Source organism: Mycobacterium sp. 852002-51613_SCH5001154, from assembly GCF_001667425.1.
In the GTDB taxonomy this organism is placed as follows: domain Bacteria; phylum Actinomycetota; class Actinomycetes; order Mycobacteriales; family Mycobacteriaceae; genus Mycobacterium.
The window spans coordinates 13,449-27,514 of the sequence record NZ_LZII01000062.1 but is presented as its reverse complement, the minus strand read 5'-3'; the positions used below and the strand labels follow the sequence as shown (position 1 = coordinate 27,514).

General features: G+C 70.1%; 11 protein-coding genes. 7 read left to right on the top strand and 4 right to left on the bottom strand.

The window, feature by feature from the left end; genetic code table 11:
- Nucleotides 1–212: 212 nt before the first annotated feature.
- Nucleotides 213–1,553, bottom strand: coding sequence for an acetyl-CoA C-acetyltransferase (locus A5750_RS17025; protein WP_066947286.1), 1,341 nt, complete (start codon nt 1,551–1,553; stop codon nt 213–215).
- 150 nt (nt 1,554–1,703) lie between these two features.
- Here A5750_RS17025 and A5750_RS17020 point away from each other — a divergent pair, with 150 nt between their 5' ends.
- Nucleotides 1,704–3,068, top strand: a complete 1,365-nt coding sequence (locus tag A5750_RS17020; protein WP_066947277.1) for a 3-oxoacyl-ACP reductase — start codon at nt 1,704–1,706, stop codon at nt 3,066–3,068.
- A 14-nt stretch (nt 3,069–3,082) separates the two neighbouring features.
- A complete protein-coding gene (locus tag A5750_RS17015) occupies nt 3,083–3,925 on the top strand; it encodes a MaoC/PaaZ C-terminal domain-containing protein (RefSeq protein WP_066947275.1) in 843 nt (280 codons plus the stop codon).
- 19 nt (nt 3,926–3,944) lie between these two features.
- Here A5750_RS17015 and A5750_RS17010 read toward each other — a convergent pair whose 3' ends face one another.
- The 3 genes from A5750_RS17010 to A5750_RS17000 form a co-directional block, all read right to left on the bottom strand.
- On the bottom strand, nt 3,945–5,192 hold the full coding sequence (locus A5750_RS17010) for a chloride channel protein (RefSeq protein ID WP_066947255.1): 1,248 nt from the start codon (nt 5,190–5,192) through the stop codon (nt 3,945–3,947).
- A 16-nt stretch (nt 5,193–5,208) separates the two neighbouring features.
- Nucleotides 5,209–5,862: a TetR/AcrR family transcriptional regulator gene (locus A5750_RS17005; RefSeq protein ID WP_066947252.1), complete on the bottom strand. Its 654-nt coding sequence runs from the start codon at nt 5,860–5,862 to the stop codon at nt 5,209–5,211.
- A gap of 64 nt (nt 5,863–5,926) precedes the next feature.
- On the bottom strand, nt 5,927–7,066 hold the full coding sequence (locus tag A5750_RS17000; protein WP_066947248.1) for a glycoside hydrolase family 3 N-terminal domain-containing protein: 1,140 nt from the start codon (nt 7,064–7,066) through the stop codon (nt 5,927–5,929).
- 126 nt (nt 7,067–7,192) lie between these two features.
- Here A5750_RS17000 and A5750_RS16995 point away from each other — a divergent pair, with 126 nt between their 5' ends.
- The 5 genes from A5750_RS16995 to A5750_RS16975 all read left to right on the top strand — a co-directional run bounded on the left by A5750_RS16995 (nt 7,193) and on the right by A5750_RS16975 (nt 14,034).
- Nucleotides 7,193–7,402, top strand: a complete 210-nt coding sequence (locus A5750_RS16995) for a DUF2613 family protein (RefSeq protein ID WP_231989236.1) — start codon at nt 7,193–7,195, stop codon at nt 7,400–7,402.
- 82 nt (nt 7,403–7,484) lie between these two features.
- Nucleotides 7,485–7,658, top strand: coding sequence for a DUF2613 domain-containing protein (locus tag A5750_RS16990; RefSeq protein WP_066947240.1), 174 nt, complete (start codon nt 7,485–7,487; stop codon nt 7,656–7,658).
- 76 nt (nt 7,659–7,734) lie between these two features.
- Entirely contained in the window at nt 7,735–11,940 is a 4,206-nt protein-coding gene (locus A5750_RS16985) for an alpha-(1->3)-arabinofuranosyltransferase (RefSeq protein WP_197505449.1), read from the top strand.
- 87 nt (nt 11,941–12,027) lie between these two features.
- Nucleotides 12,028–13,470 carry a lipase maturation factor family protein gene (locus tag A5750_RS16980; protein WP_067264444.1) on the top strand — a complete coding sequence of 481 codons (1,443 nt, stop codon included), beginning with the start codon at nt 12,028–12,030 and terminating at the stop codon, nt 13,468–13,470.
- Nucleotides 13,471–13,605: 135 nt separating this feature from the next.
- The gene (locus tag A5750_RS16975; RefSeq protein WP_156664348.1) at nt 13,606–14,034 is read left to right on the top strand and encodes a hypothetical protein; all 429 of its coding nucleotides are present in this window, start codon (nt 13,606–13,608) and stop codon (nt 14,032–14,034) included.
- Nucleotides 14,035–14,066: the final 32 nt, after the last annotated feature.

The window sequence follows — 14,066 nt, the reverse complement described above, 5'->3', positions numbered from 1 at the left end:
AAGGCCGCCGCTGGATCCCCTCACTCCAGCGGCGGCCCTTTTCGTACGCCCGTCCGCGCTGACCGGCGGTCGTTTCAGGGATGCCCCGTATTGCCGTCGGGGTCGGGGGGTCAGACCACAACACGGGGTCATCCGGGCACTCGGATACCCCTCCGCCGGAATTACTAACCCGCTGTGACCGATCTCATGAACCGGCCTACCCCGGGAACGGCTCAGGCCTCCAAAATCGCGGCCACGCCCTGGCCACCCGCGGCGCAGATGGAGACCAGGGCCCGCAGCGGCTTGCCCGCACCACCCTTCTGCTCCGCCCTCTTCTGGGCGAGCTGCTTGGCCGCCTGGGCGAGGATCCGCCCACCGGTGGCGGCGAAGGGGTGGCCGGCGGCCAATGAGGAGCCGTTGACGTTCAGCTTGGAGCGGTCGATCGACCCGAGCGCAGCGTCCAGGCCCAGCCGCTCCTTGCAGTAGTCCTCCGACTCCCACGCCTGCAGGTGCGCCAGCACCACCGAGGCGAAGGCCTCGTGGATCTCGTAGAAGTCGAAGTCCTGCAGGCTCAGGCCGTTCCGGGCCAGCAGCCGCGGCACCGCATAGGTGGGCGCCATCAGCAGGCCGTCGCGCCCGTTGACGTAGTCCACGGCCGCGGTCTCCGCGTCCACCAGGAAGGCCAGCGGCGCCAGCGAGTGGGCGGCCGCCCACTCCTCGCTGGCCAGCAGCGCGACCGAGGCGCCGTCGGTCAGCGGGGTCGAGTTGCCGGCCGTCATCGTCGCGTCGCCGGACTTCACGCCGAACACCGGCTTGAGCTTCGCCAGCTTCTCGGCCGACGAGTCCGGCCGCAGGTTGTCGTCGCGGTAGAGCCCGAGGAACGGGGTGACCAGGTCGTCGAAGAAGCCCCGATCGTAGGCGGCGGCCATGTTGCGGTGGCTCGCGGCGGCCAGCTCGTCCTGGTCGACCCGCTTGATGCCCATCTCCTTGGCGGTGATCGCCTGGTGTTCGCCCATGGACAGCCCGGTGCGCGGCTCGCTGTTGACCGGGATCTGGATGCCCAGGGTCGCGGGCAGCGTGCCCACCAGCCTCAGCCGCTGGACATTGGACTTGGAACGGCGCAACTTGAGCAGGGTGCGGCGCAGGTTGTCGCCCAGCGCGATCGGCGCGTCGGAGGTGGTGTCCACGCCGCCGGCGGCGGCCACGTCGTAGCGCCCGGCCGCGATGCCGTCGGCCGCGGCGATGGCCGCCTGCAGGCCGGTACCGCACGCCTGCTGCAGGTCGAACGCCGGCGTGTACGACGACAGCGCCGAGCCCAGCACGCATTCGCGGGTCAGGTTGAAGTCACGGCTGTGCTTGAGCACGGCCCCGCCGACCACCGCGCCCAGCCGTTCGCCGGCCAGCCCGAAGCGGTCCACCAGCCCGCCCAATGCGGCGGTGAGCATGTCCTGGTTGGACGCCTCGGCATAGGCGCCGTCCGACCGGGCGAACGGGATGCGGTTGCCGCCCAGCACGGCGACGCGTCGCCGTTGCAAATTGCGCTGGTTGCTTGCCTCGGAACTTGCAGGGGCCACTGTCTTCTCCGTGTATCTGCCGGCTATCGGTTTTGGGATGCCCGTCTGGGGCCATACTACCCACTGTTCTTACTCTGAAGTAAGTTCGTCCCCGATACGGTGGGGCAGTAGGCACACCCCCACTTCGCAAGCGCATGGAAGGTTGCTCCGGTGGCTCCCAAGGTCTCGTCCGATCTGTTTTCTCAGGTTGTCAATTCCGGTCCTGGATCGTTTCTCGCCAAGCAGCTCGGTGTCCCGCAGCCCGAGACGCTGCGCCGCTACCGGCCCGGTGACCCGCCCCTGGCGGGCTCCCTGCTGATCGGCGGCGAGGGGCGAATCGTCGAGCCGTTGCGCGCCGCGCTGGACAAGGACTACGACCTCGTGGGCAACAACCTCGGTGGACGCTGGGCCGACCAGTTCGGCGGCCTGGTGTTCGACGCCACCGGCATCACCACGCCGGAGGGTCTCCGGGGGTTGTATGAGTTCTTCACGCCGCTGCTACGGAACCTGGGCCATTCCGCGCGCGTCGCGGTGGTCGGCACCACGCCCGACGCCGCCACCAGCCCGCACGAGCGGATCGCGCAGCGCGCGTTGGAGGGGTTCACCCGCTCGCTGGGCAAGGAGCTGCGCAACGGCACCACGGTGGCGCTGGTGTATGTCTCACCCGACGCCAAACCCGCTGCGACGGGGTGCGAGTCGACGATGCGGTTTATCCTGTCGGCCAAGTCGGCCTATGTGGACGGCCAGGTGTTCTACGTCGGCGAGGCCGACTCCACGCCGCCGGCGGACTGGGAGCGGCCGCTGGACGGCAAGGTCGCCATCGTGACCGGTGCGGCCCGCGGGATCGGCGCGACCATCGCGGAGGTGTTCGCCCGCGACGGCGCCCGCGTCGTCGCGATCGACGTCGAGTCGGCCGCCGAGGCACTGGCCGAGACGGCCAGCCGGGTCGGGGGCACCGCGTTGTGGCTCGACGTGACTGCCGAGGACGCCGTCGACAAGATCACCGAGCACCTGCGAGAGCACCACGGGGGCCGCGCCGACGTGCTGGTCAACAACGCCGGCATCACCCGCGACAAGTTGTTGGCCAACATGGACGACGCCCGCTGGGACGCCGTCCTGGCCGTCAATCTCCTTGCCCCGCTGCGGCTTACCGAAGGACTGGTAGGCAACGGCAGCATCGGCGAGGGGGGCCGGATCGTCGGATTGTCCTCGATGGCCGGCATCGCGGGCAACCGTGGGCAGACCAACTACGCCACCACCAAGGCCGGGATGATCGGCCTCACCCAGGCGCTGGCCCCGGAGCTGTACGCCAAGGGCATCACGATCAACGCCGTCGCGCCGGGTTTCATCGAGACCCAGATGACGGCGGCCATCCCCCTGGCAACCCGCGAGGTGGGCCGCCGGATGAACTCGCTGCTGCAGGGCGGCCAACCCGTCGATGTCGCGGAGACCATTGCCTACTTCGCCAGCCCGGCGTCAAACGCGTTGACGGGCAACGTCATTCGCGTCTGCGGCCAGGCCATGCTGGGCGCATAGCTGAGGAGAACGCGATGAATCAGCCAAGCGGCCTGAGGAACATGCTGCGCGCGGCGGCCGGGGCCCTGCCGGTGGTGTCCCGCGGCAACCAGCTGCCCACCCGCACGGTCGACATCGAGGAACTGCCCATCGACCGCGCGAATGTGTCCGAGTACGCGGCGGTCACCGGCCTGCGCTACGGCAACAATGTGCCGCTCACCTACCCGTTCGCGTTGACCTTCCCCGCAATGATGTCGCTGGTGACCGGATTCGACTTCCCCTTTGCCGCAATGGGTTCGGTGCACGTCGAGAACCACATCACGCAGTACCGGCCGATCGCCGTCACCGAGACCGTCGGCGTGCACGTGCATGCCGAGAACCTGCGTGAGCACCGCAAAGGTCTGCTGGTCGACCTGGTGACCGATGTGAGCGTCGGCAACGACACCGCGTGGCATCAGGTGACGACCTTCCTGCACCAGCAGCGCACCAGCCTGTCCGACGAGCCCAAGCCGCCGCCGCAGAAGCAGCCCAAGCTGCCCCCGCCCAGCACCGTCGTGCGCATCAGCCCCGGCCTGATCCGGCGCTACGCCGTCGTCGGTGGTGATCACAACCCGATTCACACCAACCCGATCGCGGCTAAGTTGTTCGGCTTTCCCACCGTCATCGCGCATGGAATGTTCAGCGCGGCAGCGGTATTGGCCAACATCGAGGCCCGGTTGCCGGACGCGGTGAAGTATTCGGTGCGGTTCGGCAAACCGCTGGTGCTGCCCGGCACCGCCGGGCTCTACATCGACGAGGGCCATGACGGCTGGGACATCTCACTGCGCAACATCGCCAAGGGCTACCCGTATCTGACCGGCACGGTCCGGCCGCTTTAGTGCTTTCGGTGGCTACCCGCTAGCCCGAGTGCGTCGGGCCGCGGCCCTTGGCAAGGACTTTCAGCCCGTGGGCACCGGTCGCGGTCAGCAAAAAGAGCAGAAACAACCACAACGGCGGCCGGGCGAGCTCCCAGACGAAGATGGCCGCCCAGATCGGCGAGCCCTGCGTCACCGCGAGCACGCCGGCGGCGCCCGCCAGTGACACCGCCGGCACGTGCAGGTGCGTCCCGGCCGCCCAGTTGATCGTCAGCACCAGCGCCGCACCGGCGGCCGCGCCGGTGGCCAGCGAGGGTGTCAGCATCCCGCCGGCCCCGCCGGCGCGCAAAAACAACGCGGTCAGCAAGGGTTTCAGGGCCAGAATCGCGAGCGCCGACAACAGCGTCATGCCGCTGGCCAGGCTGACGGTCAGGATGCTGCGGCCGTTGCCGGGCAACTCGGGCCACCAATGCGAACAGATGCCCATCACGAGCCCGGCCCCGGCGAGCGCGGGGACCAGCACCCAGGCCCGCATCTGCCTTGCCGGCCGCGCCGCCGCCATCAGCCGGTTGAACGCCAGTCCCACCGCGAGGGTCAGCGGCGCCAGCAGGAGCCCGTGCGCGGTCAGTAGGTACGTCGACTCCCCGATCGGCCACTGCAGGTTGGGTTCGTCGCGCGTGATCGCCGAACCGACCGCGACAGCCAGGCTCGAGGAAATGAACGCCGCGCCGACCGCCCGCGGATGCCAGGTGTTGAGCAGGATCCGCACCGAGAACAGCGCACCGGCAAGCGGGACCGCGTACACGGCGCCCAGCCCGGCGCCGGCCGCGCACGCCAGCAACACCTCGCGATCGCGGGGCGATAGCCGCTTGAGCCAAGCCGTCCCGAAATCGCCCAGCGCCGCGGCGAATTGACGCGGCGCACCCTCCCGGCCGAGGGATGCCCCGGACCCGACGAGCAGCACCTGCAGCATCGCGTCGACGCTCCAGGAGAGCCGCGGTATCCGCTCGCGGTGCGCGATGGTCTCCGCCAGGGCCGGCACGTGCGTCCTGCTCCGCAGGATCCACCACCCGACCGCCGCCAACGCCGCGCCGATCATCGGCCCCACCACACGACGCACCGGGCTGCTGCCGGCAACACCGACCAGCAGCGCGCCAAAGGTGTAGTTGTACGTGACGTGCTGAACGAAGCGCAGCACGAACGTCGTCGCCAGCCCCGCGACCCCGGCCAGCAACCCGACGATGACTACGGCGCAGAAGAAGTCGACAGTGCGGGCGGGCGGTCGAGCCACATGACGAATGTAGGGGCTAGCGCCGGGCCGCGCTGCGGCCGCCCTTCTTGGGCAGCGCCGCGGCGGCGGCCTCCCGCTCCTCCGGACCGCCCCGCAGCCCGTGCCAGAACAGGTTGATCATCAGCTCGGCCGCCTCGTCGGCGTCGATGTCGCCGGTGCTGAGCTGGTTGGCCATCGCCTCGCCCGCGCCCACCAGCGCCACGGCCATCATCTCGTGCTCGCGGTCGGTGCGCCTGCTGCGGCTCCCGGCCCGCACCAGCCCGGCGACCAGCTCGATGATCTGTTCACGCCCTTCGCGCACCATGTGCGCGAACGCCTGCGAGCTGGTGGCCTGGGTGTACATCACGATCCACGACGCCCGGTTGGCGTCGATGTAGCGCATGAACGCCACGATGGTGTTGCGCAGCAAGTCTTTCGGGCTCTGCGTGAAGTCGATGTCCGCGCGAACCGCGTCGATGAACCGGCCCATCTCCCGGTTCAGGCAGGCGCCGAACAGGTCCTCCTTGGAGCCGTAGTACAGGTACAGCATCGGCTTGGAGATCTGCGCCTCGGCGGCGATGGCGTCCATCGAGGTCTCGTGGTAGCCGTTGACCGAGAACATCTGCACCGCGGCGTCGAGCATTTGTTGCTCGCGGACAGCGCGCGGTAACCGCTTGGTGCCACCCGCCATCGCTTGCCTCTCTAGCCCGTCTATCTGACTCCAGAGTAAGCACCGTGCCGGGTCGGCACACGCTTTAGTGGCCGCAGGCGGGACTGCGACCCTTCATCGTCGCCACCCGCGTCAGCGCGTCATCGACCCGCTGCGAAGGCAACTCGCCGGCGGCCACCGCCTTCTGCAGCCGGTCCAGGACCGCGGGCACCTCGTCGGTGGTGACCCAGAGCGCAACGTCGGTGCCGGCCTGCAGGGTGCGCAGCACCGCCTCGGCGACCCCGTATCGGTCGGAGATGGCGCCCATGCTGGACAGGTCGTCGGTGAACACGGGCCCGTTGAACGGTGGAGCGCCGTAGCCGACGCCGTCGCGCAGCAGCTGCACCGCCGCGTGGCTCAGGCTGGCCGGGTCGTCGCCGGTCAGCCCGGGGACCTGCAGGTGGCCCAGCATCACCGCGACCGGGGCCACCGTGATCAGCGTCCGGTACGGCACCAGGTCGAGGTTCTGCAGGTCACTGAGCGGCGGTGTCACCACACCGCCGGTGTGCGAGTCGCCCGAGCCGTGCCCGTGTCCGGGGAAGTGCTTGAGCACCGGCAGCAGTCCGGCGTCGCGCAGGCCTTGTGCGTACGCCCCGGCGTAGGCGATGACCGTGTTGGGATCGCCCCCGAACGAGCGGTCACCGATCACGCCGCTCGTGGCATCGGTGACGTCGACGACGGGCGCGAAGTCGATGGTGATGCCCAGCTCGCGCATCTTCTTGCCGCGCTCGGCCGCCAGATCGTGGACCTGGGCGACGGTCTGGGTCTGGGCCAGTTGCCGGGGCGACGGTGCCTCCCCGATCAGCGACCGCAACCGCGACACCCGGCCGCCCTCCTCGTCGACGCTGACCGCCAAGGGCAGCGGTCCGGCCTTCGCCGCGATCTCGGCCAGCGGGCCTTTGAAGATCGACAGGTCCGTCCAGCTGCCGATGAAGATGCCGCCCACGTGGTAGCCGTCCACTACCGAGCGGGCGTCGTCGGCGTTTTTCACGCCGACCATTAGCAGCTGGGCCAGCTTGTCGCGGACCGGCAGCGTGGTGACGTCGCCGCAGGCCGGCGGCGCTGGGGCGGCCGCCGGCTTGCCGGCCGGGGTCGACGGGCCCGGTGGCCGGGCGGCGTGGTGAGCACAGCCCGCCAGCAACGCCGACACGGAGACGAGCACGGCCAAGGTGCGCGAAAATGACATCGGGCCATGTTTTCATGGCGCTATCCGGGCCTCCGGATCTGGGGAGCGACGAGGTTTTCGTCGGGGGTTTTCTTCTTCGGCTGCGGGGGCACTCCTGGGCTGGTGCCAGCGGGGCTAGGGGGCAAGATGCCAGCGTTGACCGGTTTTGCCCTGGCCGCGGCGGCCAGCATCGCGGTGGGTCTGTCGGTGGGTGTCGCGACGACGGTCGGCGTCACACTGGCCGTCGCCGATCATGGCGCGGCACCGGCGCGCGGTCGTCCGCTTTCGCCGAACCCGCTGGCGCCCCATCAGGTCCAATACGGCGATCGGTGCTTTCACGGTCACTGCCTGCCCTGACGAGCGCTCCGGGCCGTCGACCCCGTTCTGCTAGGTTGGCGCTAGGCCGACCACGTTTTCCCGATGCCGTTAGGAGCCGTCGATGAACCGGATCATTGCGCCCGCCGCCGCGAGCGTGGTGGTTGGTCTGTTGCTCGGCGCGGCAGCGATCTTCGGGGTGACTTTGATGGTGCAGCAGGACACGAAACCGCCACTCCCCGGGGGCGATCCGCAGTCGTCAGTGCTCAACCGGGTCGAGTACGGCAACCGTAGCTAGCGGCGAAGCCGGGCGCAGTGCATCGCCGCCTGCGGACTCAGCGGCGATAGCGGCGGCCGGTGCGCCGGTCCCGTGCTTGCCGGTCGCGCCCGTGTCGCGCCGATGGCTGTGGTTGGTCGGTGCGCTCGCCTGCGCGCTGACGTTCGGCCAATCCCCCGGCCGGGTCTCCCCCGACACCAAACTCGACCTCACGGCCAACCCGCTGCGTTTTCTGGCCCGGGCCACCAACCTGTGGAGCAGCGATCTGCCGTTCGGACAGTCGCAGAACCAGGCCTACGGCTACCTGTTCCCGCACGGCACCTTCTTTGCGATCGGCCATCTGCTCTCCGTGCCGGGGTGGATCACGCAACGGCTGTGGTGGGCGCTGCTGCTCACGATCGGCTTCTGGGGGCTGTTGCGGGTCGCCGAGGCGCTGGGCATCGGCAGCCCCGCGTCACGGGTGATCGGCGCCGCCGCGTTCGCGCTGTCGCCGCGGGTGCTGACCACCCTGGGGTCCATCTCGTCGGAAACCCTGCCGATGATGCTGGCGCCGTGGGTGTTGCTGCCCACAATCCTGGCCCTGCGCGCTTCCGCCAACCGGTCGGTGCGAGCGCTCGCCGCGCAGGCCGGTCTCGCCGTCGCGTTGATGGGGGCGGTCAACGCGATCGCCACGCTGGCCAGCTGCCTGCCCGCGGTGATCTGGTGGGCGTGCCACCGGCCGAACCGGGTGTGGTGGCGCTACACCGGGTGGTGGCTGGTGGCGCTGTTCCTGGCGATGCTGTGGTGGGTGGTGGCGCTGGTGATGCTGCGGGCCATCAGCCCGCCCTTCCTGGACTTCATCGAATCCTCCGGCGTGACAACGCAATGGTCGTCGCTGACCGAGATGCTGCGCGGCACCGACAGCTGGACCCCGTACGTGGCGCCGACCGCCACCGCCGGCGCCCCGCTGGTGACCGGCTCGGCGGCCGTCCTGGCCACCTGCCTGGTCGCGGCGGCGGGGCTGGCCGGACTGGCCAGCCCCCGCATGCCGGCACGCGGACGGTTGGTGACGATGCTGCTGGCCGGCGTGGTGTTGATGGCCGCCGGTTACAGCGGCGGGCTGGGCTCGCCGGTGGCGCACGCCGTGCAGACGTTCCTGGACGCCGGCGGCGCGCCGCTGCGCAACGTGCACAAGCTGGGGTCGGTGATCCGGATCCCGATCGTGCTCGGCATCGCCCAGGTGCTGGGCCGGATCCCGCTGCCCGGTCGCGAGCCCGTCTCGGCGTGGCTGCGCGCGTTCGCCCACCCCGAGCGCGACCGGCGGGTGGCGGTCGCGATCGTCGTGCTGACCGCGCTGATGGTGAGCACCTCGCTGGCGTGGACCGGCCGGCTGACCCCACCCGGCACCTTCAGCGCGATTCCCCGCTACTGGCAGGAGACCGCCGACTGGCTTGGCGAGCACAACACGGGCACGCCGGTTCCCGGCCGGGTGCTGGTGGCCCCGGGGGCGCCATTCGCCACGCAGGTGTGGGGCACCAGCCATGACGAGCCGTTGCAGGTGCTGGGCAACAGCCCGTGGGGCGTACGCGACTCGATCCCGTTGACTCCGCCGCAAACCATCCGGGCGCTGGACTCGGTGCAACGCCTGTTCGCCGCCGGGCGCCCCTCGGCCGGCCTGGCCGATACCCTTGCCCGCCAAGGTATTTCGTACCTGGTGGTGCGCAACGACCTGGACCCGGATACGTCGCGCTCGGCGCGGCCCATCCTGGTGCACCGCGCTGTCGACGGGTCCCCGGGGCTGCGGAAGGTGGCGCAATTCGGCGAGCCGGTGGGTCCCGGCACCCTGGCGGGCTTCGTCGCCGACAGCGGACTGCGTCCGCGCTACCCGGCCGTACAGATCTACCGGGTGGAGGTCGCCGGCGATCCGGGGGCCCCGTACTTCGCCGACGCCGACCGGTTGCCCCGGGTGGACGGCGGACCGGAGGCGCTGCTGCGCCTCGACGAGCGGCGCCGGCTGCAGGGCCAGCCGCCGCTGGGCCCCGCGCTGCTGACCGCCGACGCGCGCGGCGCCGGATTGCCGGTGCCGACGGTGACCGTCACCGACACCCCAGTGGCCCGCGAGACCGACTACGGCCGGGTGGACCAACATTCGTCGGCCATCCGGGCCGCGGGCGACGCACGGCACACCTACAACCGGGTGCCCGACTACCCCGTCCCCGGCGCCGACCCGGCCGTCGGCGCCTGGAGCGGCGGGCGGATCACCGTGTCGAGCTCGTCGTCGGACTCCACCGCGATGCCCGATGTCGCACCGGCGACCTCCCCCGTCGCCGCCATCGACGGCGACCCGGCGACGGCGTGGGTGTCCAACTCGCTGCAATCGGCCGTCGGCCAGTGGCTGCAGGTCGATTTCGACCACCCGGTGACCAATGCGGCGATCACCCTGACGCCCAGCGCGACGGCCGTCGGCGCGCAGGTGCGCCGCATCCTGATCGAGACGGCCACCGGCAGCACCACCCTGCGGTTCGACGAGCCCGGCAAGCCGCTCGCCGCCGCGTTGCCCTACGGCGAGACGCCGTGGGTGCGGATCACCGCCGCGGGCACCGACGACGGGTCCCCCGGCGTGCAGTTCGGCATCACCGATTTGTCGATCACCCAGTACGACGCGTCCGGATTCGCCCACCAGCTCGACCTGCGGCACACCGTGCGGGTGCCGGGGCCACCACCCGGCGCGGCGGTCGCGGGCTGGGACCTGGGTTCCGAGCTGCTCGGCAGGCCGGGCTGCGCGTCGACGCCGGACGGGGTGCGCTGCGCGCCGTCCATGGCCCTGACGCCCGAAGAGCCGGTCAATCTCAGCCGGACGCTGACCGTCCCGGCGCCGATGTCGGTGACCCCGCTGGTGTGGGTGCGGCCGCGGCAGGGGCCCAAGCTGGCCGACCTGATCGCCGAGCCGAACACCGCCCGGGCGCGGGGCGACTCCGATCTGGTGGACGTCCTCGGCTCGGCGTATGCGGCGACCGACGGCGACCCGTCCACGGCATGGACGGCACCGCAGCGGGTGGTGCAACACAAGACCCCGCCCACGCTGACGCTCACCCTGCCGCGGCCCACCGAGGTCACCGCGCTGCGGCTGGCGCCGAGCCGGTCGGCATTGCCCGCCCATCCGACGATGGTGGCGGTCAACCTCGGCGACGGTCCGCAGGTGCGCGCGTTGAAACCCGGTGAACCGCAGACCCTCCCGCTAAATCCCCGGGTGACCGACAGCGTCACCGTCAGCCTGCTGGACTGGGAAGACGTCATCGACCGCAACGCGCTGGGTTTCGACCAGCTCAAGCCCCCGGGGCTGGCCGAGCTGACGGCGCTCGGTGCCGACGGAAACCCGATCGCCCCCGCCGACGCCGCCCGTGATCGCACGCGCGAGATCGCCGTCGACTGCGACCACGGCCCGGTGATCGCGGTCGCGGGCCGGTTTGTGCACACGTCGATCCGCACCACCGTCGGCGCTCTCCTCGACGACGAGCCGGTAGCGGCGCGGGCGTGCGACCGCGACCCGATCGCGCTGCCGGCGGGCCAGCAGGAGCTGCTGATCAGCCCGGGGGCCCAGTTCGTCGTCGACGGTGTCGACCTGTCCCCGCCTGCCGCGGCCGCCGCCACGCCCGGCCCCGCCGGGGTTCCGGTGTGGCGGGCGTGGGGTCCCGACCGCCGCGAGGTGCAGGCTCCGCCGTCGACCACGTCGCGGGTGCTGGTCATCCCGGAAAGCATCAACCCCGGTTGGGTGGCGCGCACCAGCACCGGGGCCCGGCTGACCCCGGTCGCCGTCAACGGGTGGCAGCAGGGCTGGGTGGTGCCGCCCGGAGACCCCGGCACCATCACGCTGACCTTCCCGTCCAACGCGCCGTACCGGATGGGTCTGGGGCTGGGGCTGGCCTTGCTGCCGCTGCTGGCCATGCTCGCGCTGTGGCGCACCCGACGTGGGCGCGCCGACGACGCGCCCGCGCAGCCGTGGCAGCCGGGACTCTGGGCGGTGGCCGCGGTGCTGGCCTGCGGGGCGGTGATCGCCGGTGCGGCCGGGGTCGTGGTGGTCGGCGGCGCCCTGGGCCTGCGGTATGCGCTGCGCCGCCGGCGCTTGGACCACGCCACGATGGTCCTGAGCGCGGGTGGGCTCATTCTGGCCGGCGCAATGTTGTCACGGCATCCCTGGCGGTCGGTCGACGGCTACGCGGGCCATTCCGCGAATGTTCAGCTGCTGGCGCTGATTTCGCTCGCGGTGGTCGCCGCCTCGGTGGTGACGATGGCTGCTAGGGCGGGCCGGTCCCCCGACGAATAGCGGTCGAGGGTATTGGCTGGCGGTTTACCGGCTGCTTGACTGGATATGTGGGTCTGTGTGACCGCCACCGTCCAAGGAGTTACGGCCATGGGCTGGTTTTCCGCCCCCGAATATTGGCTCGGCAGAATGGTGATCGAGCGGGGCGCCGCGGTGGTCTACCTGCTCGCGTTCGTCGCGGCGGCGGCGCAGTTCCGGGCGCTCATCGGGGAGCACGGACTGCAGCCCATTCCGCGATATTTGGCCGGGCAGTCGTTCTGGCGGACGCCCAGCCTGTTTCATCTGCGCTATTCCGATCGCCTGTTCTCGGTGGTCTCCTGGTTCGGCGCGGCGCTGTCGGCGGCGATCGTCGCCGGCGTGGCCGATGCGGTGCCGGTCTGGGCGGCCATGCTCATGTGGCTGGCGCTGTGGGTGCTCTACCTGTCGATCGTCAACGTCGGGCAGACCTGGTATGCGTTCGGGTGGGAATCGCTGTTGCTGGAAACCGGCTTTCTGCTGATCTTCCTCGGCAACGACCAGGTGGCACCGCCGGTGCTGACCTTATGGATGGCCCGGTTGCTGTTGTTCCGAGTGGAATTCGGCGCCGGGCTGATCAAGCTGCGGGGTGATCCGTGCTGGCGCGACCTGACGTGTCTGTACTACCACCACGAAACGCAGCCCATGCCCGGGCCGTTGAGCTGGTTCTTCCACCACCTGCCCAAACCGCTGCATCGAATCGAGGTGGCGGGCAACCATTTCTCCCAGCTGGTGGTGCCGTTCGGATTGTTCGCGCCACAACCGGTGGCCGGCATCGCCGCCGCGATCATCGTCGTCACCCAGCTGTGGCTGGTGGCGTCGGGTAACTTCGCCTGGCTGAACTGGGTGACGATTCTCTTGGCGTGCAGCGCCATCGACGACTCGTGGGTCGGTTCGATTGGTTTGCATGATCGTCCGGCGTTCTCGCCGACGCCGGTATGGTTCGCCGCGCTGGTGGTCGCGTTCGCGGCGGCGGTGTTGTTCATGAGCTACTGGCCGGTGCGCAACATGCTGTCGTCGAGGCAGCGAATGAACATGTCCTTCAATTCTTTTCATTTGGTCAACACCTACGGCGCATTCGGCAGCATTGGCCGCGTCCGCCGCGAGGTGGTGGTCGAAGGCACCGAGGAAGCCCGCCTCAGCGACCAGACGGTCTGGAAAGAATACGAATTCAAGGGCAAGCCCGGCGCCGTGGCCCGGCTTCCGCGGCAGTGGGCGCCCTACCACCTGCGTCTGGACTGGCTGATGTGGTTCGCCGCCATCTCGCCCGGCTACGCGCAACCATGGCTGACACCGTTTCTGCAGCGACTGCTGCGCAACGATCGGCCCACGCTGCGGTTGTTGCGGCACAATCCATTTCCGGATTCGCCGCCGCGTTACGTGCGTGCGCAGCTCTACGAGTACCGCTTCACGACGCCCGCGGAGCTGCGCCGCGAGCGGGCCTGGTGGCATCGGACATTGATCGGCGGCTACGTCAGGCCGATGGCGCTGCCGGCGGCGACGTCACAGCACGGCTGACCGCGGCCGTGTCGCCATGACCCGGCCGCAAGCGGTGGCGTGGAAGTTTGCCAAATGCTCAGCAAACGGAATGTCTTCGGTGTATAGCGGTGACTGTGAGCTACGTGCGTATTAGCTCAGCAGGAGGATGAGATCATGGCCATCACACGGGCGATCGCCACAGCCGCCATGTTCGCCGGGCTAGCTGTCGGTACGGCTAGTGCAGCGTGGGCCGACACGACGCTGAGCGGCCACTACACCTGGACCTCCACAACCCCCCGGGGGTCGGCGATGTCCGGCGACTATTACTTCACACCCTGCGGCGACGGATGCGCTTCGGTAGCAACCACACCCGGCGGACAGGCCGTGGCCCTGGCGCGGCTGATCAACGGGCAATGGACGATGGAAGGCACCTGGGCCATACGCTGTGCCGACGGTAGCCCCGGTCCCAATGAGCCGTACCACGACACGTGGGATCCGAACACCCTGGAAGGCACCAGCACCTTGATGTACAACGTGCCGGCCTGCGGCCACCCGCCGGGGTATCAACAGACGAATCAGCTGCAACTCAGGCAGGCGCCCTGACGCGTAATCGCCTGTCGCGATTGGGACCAGGC

What these genes read in the sequence shown, in the direction of transcription:
- A5750_RS16995 (WP_231989236.1), top strand. Translation starts at nt 7,193, where the DNA reads ATGCCAGCGTTGACCGGTTTTGCCCTGGCCGCGGCGGCCAGCATCGCG.
- A5750_RS17005 (WP_066947252.1), bottom strand. Translation starts at nt 5,862, where the DNA reads ATGGCGGGTGGCACCAAGCGGTTACCGCGCGCTGTCCGCGAGCAACAA.
- A5750_RS17000 (WP_066947248.1), bottom strand. Translation starts at nt 7,066, where the DNA reads ATGTCATTTTCGCGCACCTTGGCCGTGCTCGTCTCCGTGTCGGCGTTG.
- A5750_RS16990 (WP_066947240.1), top strand. Translation starts at nt 7,485, where the DNA reads ATGAACCGGATCATTGCGCCCGCCGCCGCGAGCGTGGTGGTTGGTCTG.
- A5750_RS16975 (WP_156664348.1), top strand. Translation starts at nt 13,606, where the DNA reads ATGGCCATCACACGGGCGATCGCCACAGCCGCCATGTTCGCCGGGCTA.
- A5750_RS17015 (WP_066947275.1), top strand. Translation starts at nt 3,083, where the DNA reads ATGAATCAGCCAAGCGGCCTGAGGAACATGCTGCGCGCGGCGGCCGGG.
- A5750_RS16980 (WP_067264444.1), top strand. Translation starts at nt 12,028, where the DNA reads ATGGGCTGGTTTTCCGCCCCCGAATATTGGCTCGGCAGAATGGTGATC.